Annotated in this window: 25 protein-coding genes and 1 rRNA gene; 23 read left to right on the plus strand and 3 right to left on the minus strand. The window is 29.5% G+C overall.

Features of this window, described 5'->3' with window-relative positions; genetic code table 11:
* The first annotated feature begins 1 nt into the window (after position 1).
* The 4 genes from rrf to BUA90_RS09270 all read left to right on the plus strand — a co-directional run bounded on the left by rrf (position 2) and on the right by BUA90_RS09270 (position 3730).
* Positions 2-118 (plus strand): 5S ribosomal RNA (rrf, locus tag BUA90_RS09255).
* 176 nt (positions 119-294) lie between these two features.
* Positions 295-1509 carry an HD-GYP domain-containing protein gene (locus BUA90_RS09260; protein WP_072967924.1) on the plus strand — a complete coding sequence of 405 codons (1215 nt, stop codon included), beginning with the start codon at positions 295-297 and terminating at the stop codon, positions 1507-1509.
* A gap of 133 nt (positions 1510-1642) precedes the next feature.
* Positions 1643-2533, plus strand: a complete 891-nt coding sequence (locus BUA90_RS09265) for a tRNA 2-thiocytidine biosynthesis TtcA family protein (protein WP_072967927.1) — start codon at positions 1643-1645, stop codon at positions 2531-2533.
* A gap of 75 nt (positions 2534-2608) precedes the next feature.
* Positions 2609-3730 carry a TMEM165/GDT1 family protein gene (locus BUA90_RS09270; RefSeq protein ID WP_072967929.1) on the plus strand — a complete coding sequence of 374 codons (1122 nt, stop codon included), beginning with the start codon at positions 2609-2611 and terminating at the stop codon, positions 3728-3730.
* Between the two features lie 63 nt (positions 3731-3793).
* Here BUA90_RS09270 and BUA90_RS09275 read toward each other — a convergent pair whose 3' ends face one another.
* From BUA90_RS09275 to BUA90_RS09285, 3 genes are read right to left on the minus strand one after another with little or no spacing between them, the layout of a single operon-like run.
* On the minus strand, positions 3794-3961 hold the full coding sequence (locus BUA90_RS09275) for a XapX domain-containing protein (protein ID WP_072967931.1): 168 nt from the start codon (positions 3959-3961) through the stop codon (positions 3794-3796).
* A gap of 29 nt (positions 3962-3990) precedes the next feature.
* Positions 3991-5286, minus strand: a complete 1296-nt coding sequence (locus BUA90_RS09280; protein ID WP_072967933.1) for an amidohydrolase — start codon at positions 5284-5286, stop codon at positions 3991-3993.
* A gap of 44 nt (positions 5287-5330) precedes the next feature.
* Positions 5331-6149, minus strand: a complete 819-nt coding sequence (locus tag BUA90_RS09285; protein ID WP_072967936.1) for a purine-nucleoside phosphorylase — start codon at positions 6147-6149, stop codon at positions 5331-5333.
* A 355-nt stretch (positions 6150-6504) separates the two neighbouring features.
* On the opposite strand from BUA90_RS09285, the gene BUA90_RS09290 reads away from it, so the two are divergent.
* The 19 genes from BUA90_RS09290 to BUA90_RS09380 all read left to right on the plus strand — a co-directional run bounded on the left by BUA90_RS09290 (position 6505) and on the right by BUA90_RS09380 (position 23007).
* On the plus strand, positions 6505-7725 hold the full coding sequence (locus tag BUA90_RS09290) for a NupC/NupG family nucleoside CNT transporter (protein WP_072967939.1): 1221 nt from the start codon (positions 6505-6507) through the stop codon (positions 7723-7725).
* 158 nt (positions 7726-7883) lie between these two features.
* Complete coding sequence (locus BUA90_RS09295; RefSeq protein WP_072967941.1) at positions 7884-8573, plus strand: Crp/Fnr family transcriptional regulator; 690 nt, start codon at positions 7884-7886, stop codon at positions 8571-8573.
* Between the two features lie 367 nt (positions 8574-8940).
* Positions 8941-9384 (plus strand): sigma factor-like helix-turn-helix DNA-binding protein, encoded by a 444-nt coding sequence (locus BUA90_RS09300; protein ID WP_072967944.1) that lies wholly within the window; start codon positions 8941-8943, stop codon positions 9382-9384.
* Entirely contained in the window at positions 9384-9530 is a 147-nt protein-coding gene (locus BUA90_RS12185; RefSeq protein ID WP_120240089.1) for a YvrJ family protein, read from the plus strand. The genes BUA90_RS09300 and BUA90_RS12185 overlap by 1 nt, the downstream gene beginning before the upstream one ends.
* 12 nt (positions 9531-9542) lie before the next feature.
* Entirely contained in the window at positions 9543-9752 is a 210-nt protein-coding gene (locus BUA90_RS09310; protein WP_072967946.1) for a helix-turn-helix domain-containing protein, read from the plus strand.
* Positions 9753-10472: 720 nt separating this feature from the next.
* Entirely contained in the window at positions 10473-11018 is a 546-nt protein-coding gene (locus tag BUA90_RS09315; RefSeq protein WP_072967949.1) for a DUF3592 domain-containing protein, read from the plus strand.
* A gap of 147 nt (positions 11019-11165) precedes the next feature.
* Entirely contained in the window at positions 11166-12122 is a 957-nt protein-coding gene (locus BUA90_RS09320) for an ornithine cyclodeaminase family protein (RefSeq protein ID WP_072967951.1), read from the plus strand.
* Between the two features lie 306 nt (positions 12123-12428).
* Positions 12429-12788: an ethanolamine utilization microcompartment protein EutS gene (gene eutS / locus BUA90_RS09325; protein ID WP_072967955.1), complete on the plus strand. Its 360-nt coding sequence runs from the start codon at positions 12429-12431 to the stop codon at positions 12786-12788.
* 21 nt (positions 12789-12809) lie between these two features.
* Positions 12810-13229 carry a EutP/PduV family microcompartment system protein gene (locus BUA90_RS09330; RefSeq protein WP_330390723.1) on the plus strand — a complete coding sequence of 140 codons (420 nt, stop codon included), beginning with the start codon at positions 12810-12812 and terminating at the stop codon, positions 13227-13229.
* 48 nt (positions 13230-13277) lie between these two features.
* Positions 13278-13847 carry an ANTAR domain-containing response regulator gene (locus BUA90_RS09335; RefSeq protein ID WP_072967959.1) on the plus strand — a complete coding sequence of 190 codons (570 nt, stop codon included), beginning with the start codon at positions 13278-13280 and terminating at the stop codon, positions 13845-13847.
* Positions 13848-13893: 46 nt separating this feature from the next.
* On the plus strand, positions 13894-15303 hold the full coding sequence (locus BUA90_RS09340; protein ID WP_072967961.1) for a sensor histidine kinase: 1410 nt from the start codon (positions 13894-13896) through the stop codon (positions 15301-15303).
* 101 nt (positions 15304-15404) lie between these two features.
* Positions 15405-16838 (plus strand): ethanolamine ammonia-lyase reactivating factor EutA, encoded by a 1434-nt coding sequence (gene eutA / locus BUA90_RS09345; RefSeq protein WP_072968063.1) that lies wholly within the window; start codon positions 15405-15407, stop codon positions 16836-16838.
* Between the two features lie 20 nt (positions 16839-16858).
* Complete coding sequence (locus BUA90_RS09350) at positions 16859-18223, plus strand: ethanolamine ammonia-lyase subunit EutB (protein WP_072967963.1); 1365 nt, start codon at positions 16859-16861, stop codon at positions 18221-18223.
* A gap of 20 nt (positions 18224-18243) precedes the next feature.
* Positions 18244-19128 (plus strand): ethanolamine ammonia-lyase subunit EutC, encoded by an 885-nt coding sequence (gene eutC / locus BUA90_RS09355; RefSeq protein WP_072967965.1) that lies wholly within the window; start codon positions 18244-18246, stop codon positions 19126-19128.
* Between the two features lie 19 nt (positions 19129-19147).
* Positions 19148-19801, plus strand: a complete 654-nt coding sequence (gene eutL / locus BUA90_RS09360) for an ethanolamine utilization microcompartment protein EutL (protein ID WP_072967967.1) — start codon at positions 19148-19150, stop codon at positions 19799-19801.
* A 17-nt stretch (positions 19802-19818) separates the two neighbouring features.
* Entirely contained in the window at positions 19819-20415 is a 597-nt protein-coding gene (locus BUA90_RS09365) for a BMC domain-containing protein (RefSeq protein WP_072967969.1), read from the plus strand.
* Positions 20416-21867, plus strand: coding sequence for an acetaldehyde dehydrogenase (acetylating) (locus tag BUA90_RS09370; protein ID WP_094756835.1), 1452 nt, complete (start codon positions 20416-20418; stop codon positions 21865-21867).
* 24 nt (positions 21868-21891) lie between these two features.
* The gene (gene eutM, locus BUA90_RS09375; protein ID WP_072967971.1) at positions 21892-22176 is read left to right on the plus strand and encodes an ethanolamine utilization microcompartment protein EutM; all 285 of its coding nucleotides are present in this window, start codon (positions 21892-21894) and stop codon (positions 22174-22176) included.
* Between the two features lie 54 nt (positions 22177-22230).
* Positions 22231-23007 (plus strand): cobalamin adenosyltransferase, encoded by a 777-nt coding sequence (locus BUA90_RS09380; protein ID WP_072967973.1) that lies wholly within the window; start codon positions 22231-22233, stop codon positions 23005-23007.
* The last annotated feature ends 30 nt before the right edge of the window (positions 23008-23037 follow it).

Raw genomic sequence — 23037 nt, forward strand, 5'->3', positions numbered from 1 at the left:
GTCCGGTGACTATAGCGAAGGGGATACACCTGTTCCCATACCGAACACAGAAGTTAAGCCCTTCAGCGCCGATGGTACTTGGTGGGAGACCGCCTGGGAGAGTAGGTCGTTGCCGGTTAGAATATAAATCCTCTGAAGAATTTTTAAATTCTTTAGGGGATTTTGTTTTTTAATAGATTTTAAATTAAAAATAATTTACTAAATCATTTAAATATGGTAATTTAATAATAGATTAATGAAAACAATTTTCATTATTTTTTGTTGAACAAATTATATTTGAATAGGAGAATGAAAATGAAGTTTAATTTAAATAAATTTTTGTTTTCTGTATCTTATGCTTTAGATTTCGTTGAAATGGATATACTTGGAGTTTCTACAAATCATTCCAAAAGAGTAGCTTATATGTCTGCAGTTATAGGCAAAGCTTTAAATTTAACTGAAGAAGAAGTTTTTGATTTGGTATCTTTATCAATATTACATGATAATGGTGCTTCTCAAAATTTATTAGATGAAAATTTAAATTTAGTTGATAGCAAAACTATTCATAGGTATTATTTAGAAAGTCGTAAAAATCACTGTATAATAGGAGAAAAAAATTTAAAAGCATATCCATTTTTAACAGATGTTACAGGTGTTATAAAATATCATCATGAAACTTATTCTGGAACGGGTTTTTTTGGATTGAGAAATAACGAGATACCATTAATGTCTCAAATAATACATTTTGGAGATACTTTGGAAAATAGTTTTAACTTAAAAAAATCTTCTACCAAGGATATAGAAAAGATTTATAAATTTATAAGTTTAAATAAAGGAATATTGTTTTCACCTATTATTGTGGATACTTTTTTAGATGTTAGCAAGAATATTTCTTTTTGGTTAAATATGAGAGATGAGTTTATAGATTATGCTCTGCATGAGTATGTTCCTAAGAGAACAGTTGATTTGACTTGGAAAGAGATAAAGCAAATTACAGATGTATTTTCAAATATAATAGACTCAAAATCAAAATTTACGCTAAGACATTCTAGAGGTTTAACCGAAAAGGTGTCAATTATGGCAGATTATTATGGGAAAAATAGCGATGAAAAAATGAAATTGATGATTGCTGCAGATTTACATGATTTAGGAAAGTTGGCAGTTAACACTTCTATTTTAGATAAGCCTGGTAAATTGACTCGTGAGGAATTTGAAATAATTCAAAAACATCCTTATTATACGAGAATAACTTTAAGGCAGATAGAAGGTTTTAGAGAAATAACAGAGTGGGCTTCAAATCATCATGAAAAATTAAATGGTTCTGGGTATCCATATGGATTAACTGAAAAGGAATTGGATTTTAATTCCAGATTAATGGCTTGTTTAGATGTTTATCAAGCTTTGACAGAAGATAGACCTTATAGAGAAAAATTAACTCATAATGAGGGTATAAAAATATTAAAAAGTATGGCAAAAGATAATTTGCTTGATGGTTACATAGTTGAAGATATAGATAAAGTTATGAAATGAAAATTTTAAAAAGATTTATTTTGTTTTAATTTGGTCTTGAAAAAAGACCTATTTTTTATGGAGAAAATAATTGTTAATACAAATAATATAAATAATGCTATAATATTCTGAGAGTGACTGTGAGGTGTAGTATATGAAAAGAAGTTTATCAGAAGAGAAAAATAATACTGTTGGAAGTATATGTAAAGTATTAATACCATTTAGTGAAAGAAAACCACTTGAAGAAATAGAAAGATTAATAGTTAAAGGATTTAGAAAAAAGATTTGGAAACAATTTGTAAAAGCAATAGATGAGTATAGTCTAGTAAAAAATGGAGATAAAATAGCAGTTGCAATTTCTGGGGGAAAAGATAGTATACTTATGGCAAAGCTTTTTCAAGAGTTAAAACGATACGGTAAGATGAATATTGAATTGGAATTTATAGTTATGGATCCCGGATATAATGAAAATATTAAGAAACTTTTAATAGATAATTGTAAGTATTTAAATATACCTATAAAGATTTTTGAATCTGGTATCTTTAGAATAATAGATGACATAGCAAAAGAAAATCCTTGTTATATGTGTGCAAAAATGCGTCGAGGAGCACTTTATTCAAAAGCTAAGGAACTTGGATGTAATAAGTTAGCTCTTGGACATCATTTTAATGATGTTATTGAAACTACATTGTTAAATATATTTTATTCTGGAAATTTTAAAACAATGCTTCCAAAATTAAAATCTACAAATTTTGAAAATATAGAATTGATTAGACCTATGTATTTTATTCGTGAAGAACATATTGAGAGGTTTATTCAAATAAGTGGGATATTGCCTATTGATTGTGCTTGTATGGTAGCGGCGAAAAAAATATCAAGTAAACGTTATGAAATGAAGGAACTTATAAAGAAATTAAAAACAAATTTTAAAAATGTAGATAAATCAATTTTTAGTGCAGCACAAAATGTTAATATGGATGCTATTTTAGGATGGGAAAAAGGTGGAAAAAAGTATTCATTTTTAGATTTTTATGATAAAGAATAAAATATAAAAAAATATTTTGCTTTATTTAGATGAGTAAATAAATAAGTTTTTTATTTTGTACGAGGAGGAAATAAAGTGATAAAGGAATTTTTAAAATCTTTTTTTCTCATTTTAAGTGCTGAAATGGGGGACAAGACTCAAGTATTAGCTATGGCTTTTGCAACACAATTTACTGTAAAGGAAGTTCTTATTGGTGTTTTTTTAGGATGTCTATTAAATCATGGGATTGCAATAACATTAGGAACTTATTTATCTTCAGTTGTTCCTTTGGATATTGTTCAAATAGTTGCAGGATTTACATTTATTTTTTTTGGTTTGCTATCATTAAAATATGAAGAAAATGATGATATAGAAGAAAATAATACAAGAAAATATGGACCTGTAATGACAGTGGCTATGGCATTTTTTATTGGAGAACTTGGAGATAAAACACAATTAACAGCTATAACTTTGTCTGTAGATGCAGTTTTTCCTATATTTATTTTAATGGGAACTGTACTAGGTATGGTAGTTACTAGTGGAATAGGAATATTTATTGGCAGCAGAATAGGTAATATGATTCCTGAAGTAGGAATAAAGATATTATCATCTGTAATATTTTTAACTTTTGGTTTATTTAAGCTTTATTATACTTTACCTCAAAAATATCTAACACCTGTTAATATATTTATATTTTTAGTTATAATTGGAGCTGTAGTTTTTATTTTATTAATGAAAATGTTTAAAGAGCATAAACAAGGAAAGATTACAGCATATGAAGAAGCAGCTCTTACATTATATGAATATTATCATCATATAAGAAATAGTATTGAAGATATATGTTTGGGTGAAAAGACATGTGGCAAATGTAGCAGTGAAAAATGCATTATTGGTTATACTAAAAAAATATTAGATGAAAGTTTAAGTAAAGAAAATAAAGATTTAAAGACGAAAAATATGGATTTTTATAATAGCTTGAAAAAAGAATTTGATAAAGATAAGGTAATTAATAGCTTAAGTATGATAATAGCATTTTTAAATAAAAATTTAATTGAAAAAGAAAGATTAGAAGTAGTAAATCAAGTGAGAAATAAGCTTGAAATGATTTTGTTTGATAAAGAATTAGAATTTAAAAATAAAAAAGATTATTATAAGACTATCAAAAATATAGATAAAAGAATTTCTAAAAAAATTATTAATGAAGTTAGAAAATTATAAGAAATTTTACATAAATTAATATAAAGGAATAAAATAGAGGATGCATTAAACGCATCCTCTATTTTATGAAAAAAGTTTAACTATTTGTTCAGCTAATTTTGAACCTATAAAAATTCCAACTATTCCTGCAATACCTGCTATTGTTGGAGGTGCAGGTAGAGGAAGTTTTGCAAGTGTAAAAACGCTTCCTGTAATAATACCTGTAATTAGAGCAATTAGTGTGAGTTTCATTATTTTATTTCAACTCCTTTAAATAACTTTTAATGCATTTGTTTTATTAATCTTTTTGAAGATAGTTTAACATGTTTTATAACTTCTTCTAAATCAATAGTTGTAAGTTTACGATTTTCCATAAGTATATTTCCATCTACTATAACTGTATCTACATCAGAAGATTGAGCAGAGTAAACTATAGATGATATTAGATTATATTTTGGATACAGATGAGGTTTATTTAAGTCTAATAGAATAATATCTGCACATTTACCAATTTCAATTGAACCAACTTTATCATCTATTCCAAGGGCTTTTGCACCATTTATGGTAGCCATTTTTACAGCTTCTATTGCAGGGATTAATGTACTATCTTTAGTAATACCTTTATTTAAAATAGCAGCTAGATTTATTTCTTCAAACATATTTAGATTGTTATTGCTGCAAGAGCCATCTGTTCCTAAGGATATGTTTATTTTTCTTTTAATCATTTTATCAATAGGGGCAAAGCCATTAGCTAGTTTTAAATTACTTGTAGGATTGTATAGAACATGAACATTTTTTTTCATCAAAATGTCTAAATCTTCTTCAGTTAAATGAACGCAGTGAGCAGCTAAAGTTCTTACGTCAAATAAACCGATATCATCTAAAAGTTTTACAGGGGTTTTACCATAAGTTTTTGATATATGTTCGATTTCTTGTAAACTTTCACTTAAGTGTATGTGAATACCTGTTTCTAATTCTTTTGCTAAATTTGTAATTACTTTCAAATAATCTTCTGAACACGTATATGGTGCATGAGGACCTATAAATATTCTGATTCTGTCATTATTAGATTTATGCCATTTTTCATATAATGACCTTGTAGTTTTAAAATTCAAGTTATCATTTCTAGTTTTATCAAATAGCGTATGGGATATATTTCCTCTGATTTTAGTACTTGCTGTTGCTTTTGCTATAGTATCTGCAAAGGTGTACATATCATTAAAGCAAGTAACACCGGACATGATTAATTCTGCTATACTGAGCATAGTTCCCCAATAAATATCTTCCTTAGTAAGTTTATTTTCAATAGGCCATACTTTTTCTGTAAGCCATTTCCAAAGTGGCATATCGTCTGCATAATTTCTAAGTAATGACATAGGTAAATGGGTATGTGTATTTATTAAGCCAGGCATAGCAAGTTTATCTTTTCCATCTATAACTTTTTCATAATTAAAATCATTGGGAATTTTTCCAATGTGTTTAATAATACCTTTTTCAATGCCTATACTTGTTTCTTCTATATAGCCATTTTCTTCAGTAAAAAATAGTACAGAAGCATTTTTGATTAATATATTCAATTAGTTTCACCTCCATGTCCGGCATTTAGTAAAGAAATATTTTATTATATGCTTTTAATAACATTTTTCATTAAAGTAATGAATTTTTCTCTAGCCTTTGCAGAAGTTTCCATTACTTCGCTGTGGTCTAAAGGCTGCTCTAATATACCAGCTGCCATGTTTGTCATACAAGAAACACCTATTACTTTAAGTCCACTGTGAACAGCTACTAATACTTCTGGAACGGTAGACATACCAACTGCATCTGCTCCTAAAGTTCTGAGCATTCTGATTTCTGCAGGTGTTTCATAAGATGGACCTGTCATGCAAGCATATACTCCTTCTTGAAGATTTATATTTAAAGATTTTGCGATTTCTTTTACTTTTTTTCTTAAATCTAAATCATATGCATTAGACATGTCTGGAAAACGAGGACCGAATTCATCTAAATTTTTGCCAATTAAAGGATTATTACCAGCTAAATTTAAATGGTCTTTAATAAGCATTAAATCTCCTGGAGTATATGAAGTATTAACAGCACCTGCTGCATTAGTTACTATTAAAGTTTTAATACCTAGTAATTTCATTACACGAACAGGAAAAGTAACTTCTTTCATATGATAACCTTCGTAAAAATGGAATCTTCCTTGCATTGCAATTACTTGTTTTCCTTCAAGTTTTCCAATAACTAATCTTCCTGCGTGGCCTTCTACTGTTGAAACTGGAAAATTTGGAATTTCATCATATGGATAATATTCTGCATCTTCAATTTGATTTCCAATTGAGCCAAGTCCAGAACCAAGAATAAGACCTATTTCAGGTTTGAATTTAGTTCTGTCTGAAATATATTTAGCAGATTCTTTTAGTTTTTGTTGATAGTTCATAGGTATCCTCCCTCATAGTTTTTAATAGTTAGGAAATAATAATTGTATCATATAATAATTATATTACATTATAAATAGAATACATAGATTTGAGTTATATTATGCGAAAACGTTTCCTTTTTTTAAAAATATAAAACTTGTCAAGATTGTAAGTTTCTTAAACAAGATTAGCAGATAGTTAAGTAAAAAAAAATGACAGGTGGCACTTTTATTTGAGGCTAGATTGATATAATATTTTCCAAATAAAAATTTCGACAAAAAATGTTGAAATTTGTAGAAATGTTTGTTATACTTCAATTTATGCGAAAACGTTTCCTTCCTATTGTATAAATTTAGAGGAAGGTGTTGAGAAATTATGGAAAAATTGATAAGTGTATTAGGACTAGGGATAATGGTTTTGATAGCTTATCTAATGTCAGATAATAAAAAATCAGTTGACTGGAAGTTAGTTGGTATTGGTATAGGAATGCAGTTAGTATTTGGACTTCTTATTTTAAAGTGGAAGCCTGGTCAAATGGCTTTTAGTGTTTTAAATGATTTAGTAACTAAGTTGTTAGATTTTACAAAAGAAGGTACATCATTTTTATTTGGAAATATGCTTAATGTAGAAAGCTTTGGATTTATATTTGCATTACAGATACTGCCTACAATTATTTTCTTTTCAGCATTAATGACTGTTTTGTATCATTTAGGAATAATGGAAAAGGTTATAACTGTTTTAGCAAAGATTATGGCAAAATTATTGGGAACAAGTGGTGCAGAGTCTTTATCTGCAGCTGCAAATATTTTTGTTGGACAAACTGAAGCTCCACTTGTAATTAAACCTTTTATTAAGACAATGACTAAATCTGAATTATTGACTATTATGACAGGAGGTATGGCTACTGTTGCAGGTGGAGTAATGGCAGGTTATGTTTCTATGGGAGTTGAAGCAGGACATTTAATAGCAGCAAGTATAATGTCAGCTCCTGCAAGTTTAATTATAGCTAAAATAATGGTTCCTGAGACTGAAACTCCAGTAACAAAGGGAAAAGTCAAAGTTCATTTAGATGAAATAGATGCAAACATAATAGATGCAGCAGCAAGAGGAACTACTGAAGGTTTAAAGTTGGCTTTAAATGTAGGTGCTATGCTTTTATCATTTATAGCATTAGTGGCATTGTTAAATTCTATCATAGCTTGGTTTGGCAGTTTAATAGGTATGGATTATTTAAGTTTAGAGTGGATATTGGGTAGATTATTTGCACCTTTAGCTTATATAATGGGTATACCTCTTAAAGATGCTATTGCAGCAGGAAATTTATTAGGTCAAAAGATTGTTATAAATGAGTTCTTTGCTTATGCTAATCTTTCAGAACTTATAAAGAATCATGAAATTAGTAAGAGAACTATAGTTATACTGACTTATGCTCTTTGTGGATTTGCTAACTTTAGTTCAATAGGAATTCAAGTAGGTGGTATTGGTTCATTAGCTCCTGAAAGACGTTCAGATATAGCTAAACTTGGATTTAAAGCATTAATAGGTGGAAGTTTAGCAGCATTTATGACGGCTACTATAGCAGGAATTTTAATATAAAGAAAATAAAAATAATTGTAATTTAATTTTATTTTCTAATGATATAAATACAAAATTAATGTTATAATAAAGTACAGAATCATAATGAAAATTTTAATATAAAACTTATATTTGTTTTTATTGATGAGATAATAAAAATTTATTGATGAGGGATAAGTATGTCAGTAGAAAAAATTATAAAAGAAAACCCATATTTACAAAAACTTCTAAAAACTATGCCTGAAGATGTAAAACAAAGAGCTGTTTTAAAAGAGTTTTTTCCAACAGATATATTGCTTAAAAAAGATGAAGAAGTAAATTGTGTTTACTTACTTTATTCAGGTACACTAAGGGTAATTAATGAATTTCCTAATGGAACGGTATATGGGTTTGCTTATATAGATTCTACTGAAATTATTGGAGCTTTAGAAATATTGGCAAAGGAGAAAAAAATAGCTGCTACTGTTGAAGCTGTAACACACAGTATAGCACTTAGAATATCAAAAGAAGATTTTATTAAGTGGTTTGAGAGCAGTATAGATTTTACAATGGAAATGGCTAAAATGCTTGCAAAGAAATTTTATCCAACAGTGTGTAAAAACGGTGAAGTTTTCATGAATTCTTCTATATATTCATTGGCTTCTTTTATAATACGTTCTGTTGAAGAAGATATAAAAGAGGGAAAGACTGGAATTATAAATAAAAAAAGACAGTATATTGCTGATGAACTTGGAGTAAGTTTAAGAACAGTTTATAGAGCTATAAAAAAATTGAAGGAAGATAATTTGATTACAGTTATTAAAGGGAAAATACATGTTAGTAGAGAGCAATATGAAAAACTTGCAGAAATAATACACGAGTATATTTAAAAATAAAAAAATGAATCTTAATGGTTTTAATCATTAAGATTCATTTTTTTACTAACTTTTTTTAATCGTTATTATTCTTATAGAGCTTAAAAAATATGTATTATGACCTTTATGTTTATTATAAGTATTACCTTTTACCTTACATTATACATAGATGATAAAAATGTTAAAAAAGTAAACCAATGTATACAGAAAATTTTTATATGCATTGGTTTACTTTTTGTGATTTTTTGACATCTATATATATTAAAGAAATTTAAGATTTTATGAATTTTTTAATATATCACTAATAACACGAACATATGTTTGACAAAATAAAAAATATGTAGTAAAATTAAAAAAACTATTTAGATGAAGGAGGGATTATGTGATTATAAAAAATAATACTCAAGAAGAATTTGATAAATATTTAATAAGTTATATAAAAAAGACATTGTTTTTTAGCAGTAAAGAATTTTATAAAAAGTTTGCAGAAAATAGAGATACAGAAATATTAATATTAGATGCTCCATTAGCAAATGAAAATGATATAAATTTTGTAGATATAATAGCAGATAATTCTTCGGATGTAGTGAAAGAAATTTCAAATTATAGTACAGATATAAGAGATTATATAGAAAATAGAGAATTATTAAAAGCAATGGAAAGTTTAAATGATAGAGAAGCATATATTTTATATAAACTGTTTGTAGAGGAAAAAAATGGAGCAGAAATAGCTCGAGAATTTAATGTTAGTAAGCAGTATATTAATAAAATCAAAGGGCGGGCTTTTAAAAAATTAAGATGTTGCTTAGAGAAAGAGGTGAAATAGTGGAAGATACATTTATCAATATTTTAAGTCAAACAGGTTTTCCAATAGCAGTTGCGGCATTTTTACTTATTCGAATAGAGAGAAGACTAGATGAATTAAATCAGACTCTTGTGCATATGATAGAAATTTTTTCAAAAAATAGCTAAGGAGATGATACAATGGGGGATAACTATTTTGATTTAAAAACTTTATTTATTGGGGCTAAAAAGGGGAATAAAAAAGATATGTATAGGTTAATACAATTTTTTGATAAAGATTTAAGAAAGAGAAGTTATATTTGTGGAATGTTTAATGAAGATGTGTATCAGGAAATGTGCATTAAGCTATTGAAATGCATTAAAAATTTTGAGTATAAGAGAATAAGTTGATAATATGTATATCTATAGCAAGAAATATCTTTGATTTTAAAATAAACAATGAGTCTCTAAAGTAAATAAAGAGCTTTAGGGACTTTTATTGTTATAAAAATTTTTAAGGCTAATGGATTTTTTTAATTTTCAAATAAGGGGTGCTATTAAACCAAAACATATAATTGAACATACAATGAATTTTAATGTGCTAATGTTAGGTAAAAAATAATTTAAGCTATTTGTTATAATAAGTGCAACAATAAAAAACAATATAATTGATATAATTGTCAACTTATACAAAGTACTACATTGTAGACATTTAATTTTTGAAAAAAGAAAAGCTACTCTTTCTTTCCATGAGAACTTATATCCATATTTTTTACATTTATCCATAATAATAATTTTATTCCTTATTTTAAAGATATTTTTAAAAAAAATCTTTTTTATAATTATATATGTTATCATAATATTATAAAATAGGGAGACGGTTCTTTTATGCTATAATTTTTTATTTATTCTATGACAAATTTTAACACACAAGAACCGTACCTTTGTATGTTGCTCTATAGAAATAAACGATAAAAAGTTAAGATAAAATTAAGAATATAGATGTAGAAAAAAAGTATTACATGTATTAAAATATGAAATATAATTAAAATACAGAAAATTTATAAATACATAGTACAATAAATATTAAAAAAAGTTTTTATAAGATATTTAACTAAAAAGGAGAACCGTATGAGAATTTTAATTATTGCTATAATAATCTTTTTTATTAAATATGTTTATCCTAAAATAGACAGATATTTGAGATTTAGAGGGATTAGATGGCATAAGAAAATTGTGGATAAAATACCTGTACTTATTTGTTTTGTAATTATAGGAAGTATATTTTTTTCGTTTTTTAGTTCTTTTATATTTGAATTTATAGTAATTTTAAATCCTAATGCGGTAAGAACTAGTGGAATAGTTGTTTCAGTTGAAGAAAAAGGAACAGGAAGAACAAAAACTCACATTTCAACTATAAAATTTTATGATAAAGATGGTATAGAAAGGATTGTTACTGGTACAGGAGCATATTCAATTGGAGAAAATGTAACGATTGCCTATATAAAGGATAAGCCAAAGACGGCAGTGATTCAGTCGTATAAAGAAATAGTTAAAAAATTATTGTTTATAATTCCGCTTTTTTTAATTGTATATTCAATTATTTTTCCTTATATTAGAGAAAAAATAGATGATTATAAGAGAATAAAGAGATTAAAGAAAATGGGTTTTAAGTAAAATTAATTATTTTTAATATAAGCAATTAATTTTAAAAGAACATGTTTCCGATATTGAACAAATTTTTGCTTTAATTCAAGAGTTAAATAATTTAATCAATACTTTAAGGGAGATTGCTCAAGATTATTAAACTAGGAAGTGAGGAGTATGTTATATTTAAGTAAAAAAGACATTTTTAATCTCGTTTCATTTGATGAATTAATAGATAGTATTGAATTAGCTTTTAGGATATATGAGCAGAAAAGTTTTCAAATGCCGGATAGAATTCATTTGCATTATAGAGAAAATACATTTTTATATATGCCGTGTTTTACCGAGGATATAATAGGAACAAAAGTATTAACTGTATTTCCAAAGAATACTGATAAAAATGTGCCGGTAATTCAAGGGCTTATGCTGCTTAATGATGTAGAGACTGGAAAACCTATTGCATTGATTGACGGAGCAAGTCTGACTGCTTTTAGAACTGGAGCCGTGGGTGGTGTAGGTATTAAACATACTGCGAAAGAAGATTGTCAGTCAGTAGGATTAGTTGGAGCTGGAGTTCAAGGATTTTATCAACTGCTATTTGCTGCAAAAGTTAGAGATATAAAGAAAATTTACATATATGATATATTTGAGGACAAACTTATTTCTTTTAAAGAAAAATTATTAGAAAAATTGACTGATGTAGAAATAAATATTGTAAATAATACTAGAGAACTTGTAGAAAAGTCTGAAATAATTATTACTACAACTACTTCAGAAAAACCTGTTTTACCTGATGATGAAAAACTGTTGAAAGGGAAACATTTCATTGGAATAGGTTCTTATAAACCAAATATGAGGGAATTTCCAGAGGCTTTATTTAAACTTTTAGATGAGGTATATATAGATACAGATTTTGCTGCTGAGGAATCTGGAGATTTAGTTATTCCGCTTGAGAAGAATTGGATAAAAAGAGAGCAGATTAAAACTTTTGGGAAGTTATTAAAAGACAATGATATAAAATCAGATACTACTTTATTTAAATCAGTAGGTATGGCATTATTTGATTTGGTAGTTGCAAATGTAATATACAGTAAGGCAGCAGAAAAAGGAGTAGGACAGAAGATAATATTATAAAAATAATAAATACTCATTAAAATTTTATGCTCATTTGAAGTAAAATATGATATTGCATTATTGTAATAAATATGTTACAATAAAATAAAAAATAGTATTTGTACAATGAGGTACAAATTAGAGAGCAATGAAGCTTGCAGGGAAAGTAATTTATTTTCCTTAGCAAGCTTTTTTGATTTTTACATTGTAATTTTGTTTAACATAGAGGTTTGTATATTTATAATGTTTTACAATTTATTATAAATTATAAAATTGATAAGGCTTGCAATTTAAAATGTATTTGTTATTTTGAAAGGTTGATATTATATGACGAAAAGTGAAAAACAAAGAGTTATTCAAGAGTATGTACCTGGTAAACAAGTTACATTAGCTCATTTAATAGCAAATCCTCAAAAAAGTATTTATAAAAAACTTGGAATTTCTGATGATTGTGACGAATACAATGAAGCTATAGGTATATTGACTATTACTCCTAGTGAAGCAGCAATAATAGCAGCAGATGTTGCGACTAAAGCAGCTGGAGTAAAGATAGGATTTTTAGATAGATTTAGTGGGTCGCTTGTTATAGTGGGGGATGTATCTAGTGTAGAATTGGCATTAAGGGAAGTGTTAAATTTATTGACAAACGTTTTAGCATTTGCTCCTGCAAATTTGACAAAATCTTAGGAGTGTATTGAATTGAAGAAGATGATATTGATAGGACGAACACATAGTGGAAAGACTACTCTTATACAAGTATTAAATAAAAGTTTGATAAAGTATAAAAAAACTCAAACGATAGAATATCATAATAACATTTTAGATACGCCCGGGGAGTATATAGAAAACAGAAGATTTTATAATGCTCTAATAATATCTTCCTTTGACTGTGATGTCATAGGATTGGTTCAAGATTGTACTGATTGTAGTTGTATTTTTCCTCCTAATTTTGTGTCTATGTTTAATAAAGAAGTAATAGGTATTATTACTAAAATAGATTGTAAAGAGGGTAATATCAAATATGCTGAAAAATGTCTACATAGTGCCGGAGTGAGCAAGGTATTTAAAATCAGTTCTATTAAGGGGTATGGAATAGAAAATATAAAAAAATATTTATATCGGGAATAAATTATTTTAATTTTAAAGATATTTTTTATTAATATAAGGAGGGGGAAAATGAAAAAAAGAATAGTAATAGCCGATGATGAGCCTATTACTAGAATGGATTTTTCAGAACTGTTAAAAGAGGCTGGCTACGATGTTGTAGGAGAAGCTTCTGATGGATTTGATGCAGTAGAGTTGTGTAGAAAGTTAAAACCAGATTTAGTTCTTATGGATGTTAAAATGCCTTTATTGAGTGGTCTTAAAGCATCAAAAATAATAGCACAAGAAAATTTACCATGTAGTGTAGTACTTATAACGGCTTATAGTGGAAAGGAATTTATAGATGAGGCAAAAGATGCAGGAGTTATGGGATATATTGTTAAACCGATTGATGAAAAATCACTTATTGCTACTATTGAAATAGCAATTGCAAAGGGAAATGAATTTAGAAAAATACAAGAAAAAATTATTAAGACTGAGGAGCGATTGAGAGCTAGAAAAGTAGTTGAAAGAGCCAAGGGAATTTTGATGAAAAAATATGGATTAACTGAAGAAGATGCATATAATAAAATCAGGAAATTAAGTATGGATAAACGTTGTGCTATGAAAGACATAGCAGATGCTATTATAATAAATGGTTAATTTTATATAGGTTTTAAAATAAAATTTTTATATAGGGGTAATCTTCATGATTTATAAATTATGTAAAGTCCATACTTATTTAACTGATAAAGATATTAAAAAATTAGAAAATATAGCAAATAATTTACCTTTGATTGCTGATTTATTACAGGCTGATATATTTATTGATTGTATGACTAAGGACCCAGATGTGGCAATTGTGGTGGCAGAAGCAAAACCATGTAATTTTCCTTCAATGTATCAACAATCAGTTGTTGGTGAATTTGCACTGAGAAAAAATGAACCAGCAGTTTTGAGAACTTTAGAAATAGGGATGCCTACTAGAGATTTAAGAGCTATTACTCAAGAAAATAAATCTGTAAAGCAAAATGTAGTACCAATTAGAAATGATTTAGGAGATGTTATAGGAGTATTGATAGCAGAAATTGACATAACAAAGAGTATAAATGAAAAGAAGAATATGGAGATTTTAAGTGAAACTGCTGAAAAACTCACAGAAGCACTTCAGACATTTTCAGATACTGGTAATCCAATACATTACCATATTACAGATGGCATAATTATATTTAATAGCAATGGAATATCGACATATGCAAATCCAGTTGCAAAGAATCTTTATAGAAAATTAGGTTATATAGATGATTTGATAGGAATACATTTTAACAATTTAGTTTTAGATGGGAAAAGATTTAGTGAGATAAAATCTCAGAATTTTATTAGCAGTTCAGAGGTATATATAAGTGAATTGACTTTAAAGGTAAAATATGCTGTAATGAAGCAGAGGAATATAGAAGTAGTAGGTGTGATTATGGTTATAAGGGATATTTCCGACGTAAAGGCAAAGGAAAAAGAATTGATTTTAAAGTCTGTAGCGATAAAGGAAATTCATCATAGAGTAAAAAATAATTTACAAACGATAGCCAGTTTGCTTAGACTGCAATCTAGACGTGTAGATAATGAAACTGCAAAAATTGCATTTAATGAGAGTATAAGCAGAATTTTAAGTATAGCTGTAACACATGAAATATTAGCTCAAAAGGGTGTAGATGATGTAGATATAAAGACAATTCTTTCAAGAATTAAAAATAAAGTTATAGATTATAGCATACCTAAAAATACTAGAGTAAGGATTGAAATAACTGGAGACAATCTTAACATTGATTCGGATAAAGCTTCTTCTATAGCTCTTGTAGTCAATGAACTTATACAGAATTCACTTCAATATGCGTTTGTTGGAAGAAATGAAGGAATAATAGAAGTAAATATTCAAAAAGGAAGTATGTATTCAAATATTTCTATAATTGATAATGGTGTTGGATTTGACATAAAATCTACTAGACCGGGGAGTTTAGGTTTTAATATTGTTAAAAGTATAGTAAAGGATAAATTACATGGACAAATAAATATTCAGTCGAATTCTAAAGGAACTAAAGTAATGTTTGATTTTAAAAATTAAAAATTAAAGCACAAAGATGTGTTTTGAAAGGCAAAGAGGCCAGAAGGAGATTTATATAAATGTCCTTTTGGCCTCTTTTGTTTAGGGAAGGAGGTACAGGATTGAAAGAGGATATTTTGAGCGTGGGTATAGACATTGGAACTTCAACAACTCAGCTGGTTTTTAGCAGAATAACAGTTGAAAATACAGCTTCAATAGGTTCTGTACCTAGAATCAAAATTATTGATAAAAAAATTATCTATAAAAGTGATATATATTTTACTCCGCTTAGGTCATTAAAAAAAATAGATGGTATAGAAATTAGAAAAATAATAGAGAGAGAATATGCAAAAGCAGGTATTAGACCTAAAGATGTTAATACAGGGGCAGTAATTATAACAGGTGAAACTGCAAGGAAAGAAAATGCTAGAGAAGTTTTAGATATTTTAAGCAGCTTTGCAGGAGATTTTGTTGTAGCTACAGCAGGACCTGATTTAGAAGGAATTATTGCTGGGAAGGGAGCAGGAGCTGCTCAAATATCAAAAGAAAGAGGAGTTAGTGTTGTAAATTTAGATATAGGTGGTGGTACAACAAATATAGCCGTTTTTAAAAATGGAGAAGCGATAGATACAGCTTGTCTTGATATTGGAGGTAGACTGATTAGATTGAATAAGGATACTTTAGAAGTGATTTATGTATCTTCAAAATTAAAATTATTAGCACAGAGTATAGGTTTAAATATTTTTGAAGGAAAGAGATTGACATTGCAGGAGTTAAATAAATTAGCAGTGAGGATGGTAGAAATTCTTGAAGAAGTTATAGGGATTAAAGCTAAATCACCAGAGCTTAATTTAATGCTCACAAATCACGATTTGAGAAGAAATTATGATATAGATTATATTTCCTTTTCTGGAGGAGTTGCCGGCTGCATATATGGTGCGGATAGGATTGATTTATTTGAATATGGAGATATTGGAATCATACTTGGACAGACAATAAAAAAATCAAATTTAGTTAGGAAAAAAAATATGATAAAGTCTGTTGAAACTATTAGAGCAACAGTGGTTGGTGCAGGTTCTCATACAACAGATATTAGCGGAAGTACTATAACATTTGACGAAAGAGTTTTGCCATTGAAAAATATACCAATATTAAAGCTTTCTGATGAAGATGAAAAACTGCCTTTAAGAAAGCTAGCAGGTGCGATTGCCAATAAATTAAAGTGGTTCAAGTTAGAAAATGAAAAACAGCAAGTAGCATTAGCTATTAAGGGGGTGAAAAATGTCAGCTTTGAAACGATACAGGAATTATCAAAGTGCATCATAGAAGGTATGAATGAAATTCTTGAGCGTAATTTGCCGTTAATTGTCATTGTTGAAAATGATATTGCAAAAGTCTTAGGGCAAACATTAAAAGCACAGCTAGGATATAAGAAAGATGTAGTATGTATAGATTCGGTAAAAGTGGAAAATGGAGACTATATAGATATTGGCAATTCAATTGCCAATGGAAAGGTAGTTCCTGTAATAGTAAAGACTTTGCTGTTTAGCTACTAGTATTAGAAAGGGGAGAAAAAATGAGACTTAAAACGAAGCTCTTTGGAACTGTTTATCAATTTAAAGATGTGAAGGAAGTTTTAGCAAAGGCAAATGAAGAAAAATCTGGAGATAAGTTAGCAGGTATAGCAGCTGAATCTGTAACAGAAATGATTGCTGCCAAAGAGGTGCTTAGTAATTTTACACTAGGAGATTTAAGAAATAATCCAGTAGTTCCATATGAAGAAGATGAGGTAACTAGAATTATCCAAGATGGTGTAAATGAAAAAATATATAACGAAATAAAAAATTGGACTATTTCCGAGTTAAGAGAGTGGATATTGAGTGATGAAACTACAGGAGCAGATATTAGGAGGATAAGTAGAGGTTTAACTAGTGAGATGGTAGCAGCCGTTGCTAAGATAATGTCGAATTTAGATTTGATTTATGGAGCCAGTAAGATACGTGTAACAGCTCATTGTAATACTACTATCGGACTACAAGGGACTTTATCATTTAGATTGCAGCCAAATCATACTACTGATGATTTAGATGGCATTATAGTTTCTGTGATGGAAGGTTTAAGTTATGGAATAGGTGATGCAGTTATAGGCCTTAATCCAGTAAATGATACTGTTGATAATGTATTCAATGTTTTAAAAATGTTTGAAGAATTTAAAAGGAAGTGGGAAATACCTACACAAAATTGTGTTTTAGGACATGTTACTACTCAAATGGATGCTATAAGGAAAGGTGCACCAGCAGATATGATATTTCAAAGTATTGCAGGAACAGAAAAAGCTAATAAAGCTTTTGGTGTTACTGCAGCTTTGTTGGAAGAAGCTAGAGAATTAATTCTCAAAGAGGGGACATCTACAGGACCAAATGTCATGTACTTTGAAACAGGTCAGGGTTCAGAACTGTCATCTGAAGCACATCATGGAGTAGATCAAGTAACTCTTGAAGCTAGATGCTATGGTTTTGCTAAAAAATTTGCACCATTTTTAGTTAATACCGTTGTTGGATTTATAGGACCGGAGTATCTATATGACAGTAAACAGGTTATTAGGGCAGGATTAGAAGATCATTTTATGGGTAAATTGACTGGTATTCCAATGGGAGTAGATGCTTGTTATACAAATCATATGAAAGCAGATCAAAACGATATTGAAAATTTGGCAGTTTTATTAACTACTGCTGGATGCAACTATTTTATGGGTATTCCTGCAGGTGATGATATAATGCTCAACTATCAATGTACTGGATACCATGAGGGAGCAACGTTAAGGCAGTTAACTAATAAAAGACCAATCAAAGAATTTGAAGATTGGCTTGAAAAGATGGGAATTTATGAAGATGGCAAATTAAGTAAAAGAGCTGGTGATGCATCAATATTCATGAAATAGAATATCGAGGGGGTAAGAATGTGATTTCTGAAAAAGAAATAAAGAATATTATTGAACAAGTATTAAAAGAAATGACATTAAATGATAATGCAGAATTTAAAAATCACAGTATTAATAATTGTAATGAGCCTTATTGCAAAGATGAAGAAGTTCCTGATATTACTGCAGTAGATATAAGAAAACAATTATTAGTTCCAAATCCACAAAATAAGGAAAGGTATTTAATGTTAAAAGAAGCTACTCCGGCTAGAGTTGGTATATGGAGAGCCGGGCCAAGATATAAAACTGAAACTTTATTGAGATTTAGAGCAGACCATGCGGTTGCTCAAGATGCAGTTTTCACCTATGTTTCAGAAGAATTTTTAGAGGAAATGAACCTCTTTTCAGTATCGACAATGTGTAAAGATAAAGATGAATATTTGACTAGACCGGACCTCGGGAGGAGATTTGATGAAGAAACTAAAAAGTTAATTCAAGAAAAATGCAAAAACAATCCTAAAGTACAAATATATATATCAGATGGATTGAGTTCTACGGCAATAGAAGCAAATGCAAAAGATACTTATTTAGCTATTATTCAAGGATTAAAGGGATATGGAATAGATGTTGGTACACCTTTCTTTGTAAAACATGGTAGAGTTCCAGCTATGGATGCTGTTTCTGAAATATTAGGTGCTGAGGTAACGGTAGTTCTAATTGGAGAAAGACCCGGACTTGCAACAGGAGAAAGTATGAGCTGTTATATGGTTTATAATGCCAAAGTGGGAATACCTGAATCAAATAGGACAGTGGTTTCTAATATACACAAGGGTGGAATTCCAGCAGTTGAAGCAGGTGCTCATATAGCTGATGTTATTAAGAAGATACTTGAGCAGAAGGCAAGCGGATTAGAGCTTAAGTTATAAGATTGGAGGGTGATATTAAATGAAAAATGACCCATTACGTACAACTGTATTGAGTGTAAAGCTTATACCAAATGTAGATTATGATATGGCTGAAAAATTAGAATTGCCAGAAGGACATAAAAGTATAGGAATGATAACAACAGATTGTGACGATGTAGGCTATACTGCACTTGATGAAGCTACAAAAAAAGCAGATGTCAAAGTTGTCTATGCAAAATCGTTTTATGGTGGAGCTGCTAATGCAAATACTAAGCTGGCAGGTGAATTTATAGGTATTTTATCAGGACCAAATCCAGCAGAAGTGAAAAGTGGATTAAGTGCAGCAATAGATTTTATAGAGAATGATGCTTGTTTTTACAGTGCAAATGATGATGATTCTATAGCCTATTATGCACACTGTATTTCGAGAACAGGTTCTTTTTTATCTAAACTAGCGGGAATACCAGAAGGTCAAGCAATAGCTTATCTTATTGCACCACCAATAGAATCTATGTATGCTTTAGATGCTGCTTTAAAAGCAGCAGATGTGAAATTAGTTCAATTCTTTGGTCCACCTTCAGAAACGAATTTTGGTGGAGGACTATTAACAGGAAGTCAGTCAGCATGTAAGGCTGCTTGTGATGCTTTTGCAGAAGCTGTTAAATTTGTTGCAGATAATCCAACTACATACTGATATGTGCTGGTGAAGAGATGTTTAGAAAAGCCTTAGGTTTATTAGAAACCTATGGATATATTGGTGCAGTTGAAGCTGTAGATGTATGTTTAAAGGCGGCAGATGTAAAGCTGATTGGCTTAGAATTTGTGAGAGGCGGACTTGTAACTGTTAAAATATGTGGAGAAGTTAGTGCAGTAATGACATCTATAGATGCTGGAGCTGTAGCAGCTGATAGAGTAGGTAAAGTTATATCTGTAGATGTTATTGAGAGAATGGGAGAAGGACTAGAAAAAATAATATATAGACCTAAAAGAAATAAAGAGATAAATTTGAGGGTTCAAAATGAAATTGATGATGGAGATAAAAGAGGAAGGAAAGCAGAAACTTATATAATAGATGAATCTAAAAAAAGTAATAGTTTAAAAGAAAGTGAGCAATTTGTTATTGATTATGAAGGCAAACTTATTAATATAGGGGATGAAAATGAGCTAATTAGAATGAAAGTAGTTGACTTAAGAAAAATTGCTAGACGTGTAGATGGAATATCAATAGAAAAGAGCCGAATAAAATTTGCTAAGAAAAGAGAGTTAATAAAAGCATTAACTAATGCTTTTAGGAAGGAGGAGGAATAGGTGGATATAAAAGATAGAGATTTACGTTCTATACAAGAAGTAAGATTCTTGGTAAAAGAAGCAAAAAAAGCTCAAAAAGAATTTGCTAAGTTTAGTACAGAATTGATTAATGAAATAGTAAAGCAGTTATCTATGGCAGCACGAGCAGAAGCTGAGAATTTAGCAAAGATGGCAGTTGAAGAAACAGGTTTTGGTATATGGCAGGATAAGATGACAAAGAACATTGTAGCCAGTGAAAAGCTATATGAACATATCAAGGATATGAAAACGATTGGAATAATTAATGAAGATAAAGATAGAAAAATAGTTGAGATAGGAACACCGGTTGGAGTGATTGCAGCATTAATACCATCAACAAATCCTACTTCAACAGCTATATACAAAGCACTTATTGCACTTAAATCTGGAAATGCAATAATATTTAGTCCGCATCCAAGGGCTTTGAAGTGTACATTAAAGACAGTTGAAGTATTAAAAAAGGCTGCTGCTGGAATGGGTGCACCAGAAGGACTTATAAGCTGCATGTCAATACCGACTATTGAAGGAACTAATGAATTAATGAAGCATGAAGATGTGTCCTTGATATTGGCAACTGGCGGGACAGCAATGGTTAAGGCTGCATACAGTTCTGGAACTCCTGCTTTAGGAGTTGGACCTGGAAATGTACCTGCATTTATCGAAAGAAGTGCAGATGTCAAAAAATCTATCAGCAAAATTTTAGCAAGTAAAACTTTTGATAATGGAACAGTTTGTGCATCTGAACAAGCTGTAGTTACAGAAAGATGTATAGCTGATAAAGTCAAAGATGAATTTGAAAAACAAGGAGGATATTTTTTAAAAGGTGAAGAGATAGATAGAGTAGTTAAGATAATGGAAACACCAAGTGGAGGTATGAATCCAAAGATTGTTGGGAAATCTGCCAAAGATATTGCAGCTATGGCAGGAATAACTATTCCAGATGGTGTTAAAGTCTTAATTTGTGAGGAAAAAGGTGTAGGTAAAGAATATCCATTTTCTAAGGAAAAATTGACACAATTGCTTGCCTTTTATACAGTTGAAGATTGGATTGAAGGGTGTGAACTTTGCTATAAACTTCTGGAAAATGGAGGATTAGGTCATACAATGGTTATACATTCAAACAATGAAGAGATTATAAGAGAATTTGCTCTTAAAAAACCTGTATCAAGACTTTTGGTAAATACTCCTTCTACTCAAGGAGCCATAGGACTTAGTACAGGACTTGCACCAGCTTTAACTCTTGGCTGTGGAGCTGTTGGAGGAAGTGCTACATCAGATAATGTTGGACCAGAACATTTGATTAATATTAGAAGAATGGCATACGAAGTTGATGATTTAGATATAAAACCGGAAGAAGATAAATCTATAGATAAATTAGATATAGAAGCAATATGCAAGATGGTTATAGAAGAATTAAAAAATATTAAAAAATAAAAAATTCGAAAAGGAGGAATATAAATGGCAAATATGAATGCACTTGGAATGATTGAAACAAAAGGATTAGTAGGTTCTATTGAAGCAGCAGATGCTATGGTAAAGGCAGCAAATGTAACACTTATAGGAAAGGTTCATGTAGGTGGAGGTTTAGTTACAGTAATGGTTAGAGGAGATGTTGGAGCAGTTAAAGCAGCTACTGATGCTGGTGCTGCAGCAGCTGATAGAGTAGGAGAATTAGTTTCTGTTCATGTAATTCCTAGACCACATAGTGAAGTAGAATTAGTGCTTCCTAAACTAGGAGACTAGTATTAAGCCCGAATCAATATTTTGATTCGGGCACTAATCAAAGGGAGTGAGCTAATGAAGGTTTTAACTGAAGAAACTCTTCGTCTAGAATTAAAAAATAGACTGCCCAAGAGTTATGTTATAGATTCCAATATATTGATTACTCCTTCAGCTAGACAATTTTTAAGAGATAAGAATATTGAGCTGATAATTAAAGATGTGGTTAAAGAAGATAAAAAAGAAGACAGCAGTAAAAAGAAAGATGAGGATAAAAAATTAAAAGTTAATTTTCGAAAAATTGTACCTAGATATGTTTCATATTATTCAGGGGGAGTTTTAGAAAACAAGCCAGAACATATGACTCAAATACATGGAAATAAATTAGTTTTTAAAGATGACCCTAGAATAATTTTTAGAGGGAAGCTTGACAGTCTTCAGTCAAAGATAATGGAGGTTCAAACACTTATAGCTTCAAAAAATATTACAAAGCTAATTGATGAACTTGATGAAGTTTTAAATTATACGAGGGAGATTTTAAAGGCTGAAGTTTTAGAAGAAGAGTTAAGTATAGAAAAGTTAATTGGATTAAGTGAAGAACAACTCAGAGAGATGTCGCATCATCCAAAAAAACACTTTGGAATAGACCATATACTGCCCAACTATCAAATGGGAGATGTACTAATATATCTTAATTCATTAAGAAGCAGTGTAAGAGAAGTAGAGATTGCAGCAATTAAAGCTTTTAGAAGAGATTTTGAGATTAATAGAATTGACATAGTAAGAGCACTAAATAGATTGAGCAGTTGTATTTATATAATGATGTGCAAGTATAATGCAGGTTTATATAAATAAAGAGGTGATACTGTGCAGGAAGAATTAATA

The organism is Caminicella sporogenes DSM 14501 (genome assembly GCF_900142285.1).
GTDB lineage: Bacteria > Bacillota > Clostridia > Peptostreptococcales > Caminicellaceae > Caminicella > Caminicella sporogenes.

Coding starts and splice junctions, on each gene's coding strand:
- BUA90_RS09260 (WP_072967924.1), top strand. CDS start 295: ATGAAGTTTAATTTAAATAAATTTTTGTTTTCTGTATCTTATGCTTTA.
- BUA90_RS09265 (WP_072967927.1), top strand. CDS start 1,643: ATGAAAAGAAGTTTATCAGAAGAGAAAAATAATACTGTTGGAAGTATA.
- BUA90_RS09275 (WP_072967931.1), bottom strand. CDS start 3,961: ATGAAACTCACACTAATTGCTCTAATTACAGGTATTATTACAGGAAGC.
- BUA90_RS09285 (WP_072967936.1), bottom strand. CDS start 6,149: ATGAACTATCAACAAAAACTAAAAGAATCTGCTAAATATATTTCAGAC.
- BUA90_RS09290 (WP_072967939.1), top strand. CDS start 6,505: ATGGAAAAATTGATAAGTGTATTAGGACTAGGGATAATGGTTTTGATA.
- BUA90_RS09295 (WP_072967941.1), top strand. CDS start 7,884: ATGTCAGTAGAAAAAATTATAAAAGAAAACCCATATTTACAAAAACTT.
- BUA90_RS09310 (WP_072967946.1), top strand. CDS start 9,543: ATGGGGGATAACTATTTTGATTTAAAAACTTTATTTATTGGGGCTAAA.
- BUA90_RS09315 (WP_072967949.1), top strand. CDS start 10,473: ATGAGAATTTTAATTATTGCTATAATAATCTTTTTTATTAAATATGTT.
- BUA90_RS09320 (WP_072967951.1), top strand. CDS start 11,166: ATGTTATATTTAAGTAAAAAAGACATTTTTAATCTCGTTTCATTTGAT.
- eutS (WP_072967955.1), top strand. CDS start 12,429: ATGACGAAAAGTGAAAAACAAAGAGTTATTCAAGAGTATGTACCTGGT.
- BUA90_RS09330 (WP_330390723.1), top strand. CDS start 12,810: ATGATATTGATAGGACGAACACATAGTGGAAAGACTACTCTTATACAA.
- BUA90_RS09335 (WP_072967959.1), top strand. CDS start 13,278: ATGAAAAAAAGAATAGTAATAGCCGATGATGAGCCTATTACTAGAATG.
- BUA90_RS09340 (WP_072967961.1), top strand. CDS start 13,894: ATGATTTATAAATTATGTAAAGTCCATACTTATTTAACTGATAAAGAT.
- BUA90_RS09350 (WP_072967963.1), top strand. CDS start 16,859: ATGAGACTTAAAACGAAGCTCTTTGGAACTGTTTATCAATTTAAAGAT.
- eutL (WP_072967967.1), top strand. CDS start 19,148: ATGAAAAATGACCCATTACGTACAACTGTATTGAGTGTAAAGCTTATA.
- BUA90_RS09365 (WP_072967969.1), top strand. CDS start 19,819: ATGTTTAGAAAAGCCTTAGGTTTATTAGAAACCTATGGATATATTGGT.
- eutM (WP_072967971.1), top strand. CDS start 21,892: ATGGCAAATATGAATGCACTTGGAATGATTGAAACAAAAGGATTAGTA.
- BUA90_RS09380 (WP_072967973.1), top strand. CDS start 22,231: ATGAAGGTTTTAACTGAAGAAACTCTTCGTCTAGAATTAAAAAATAGA.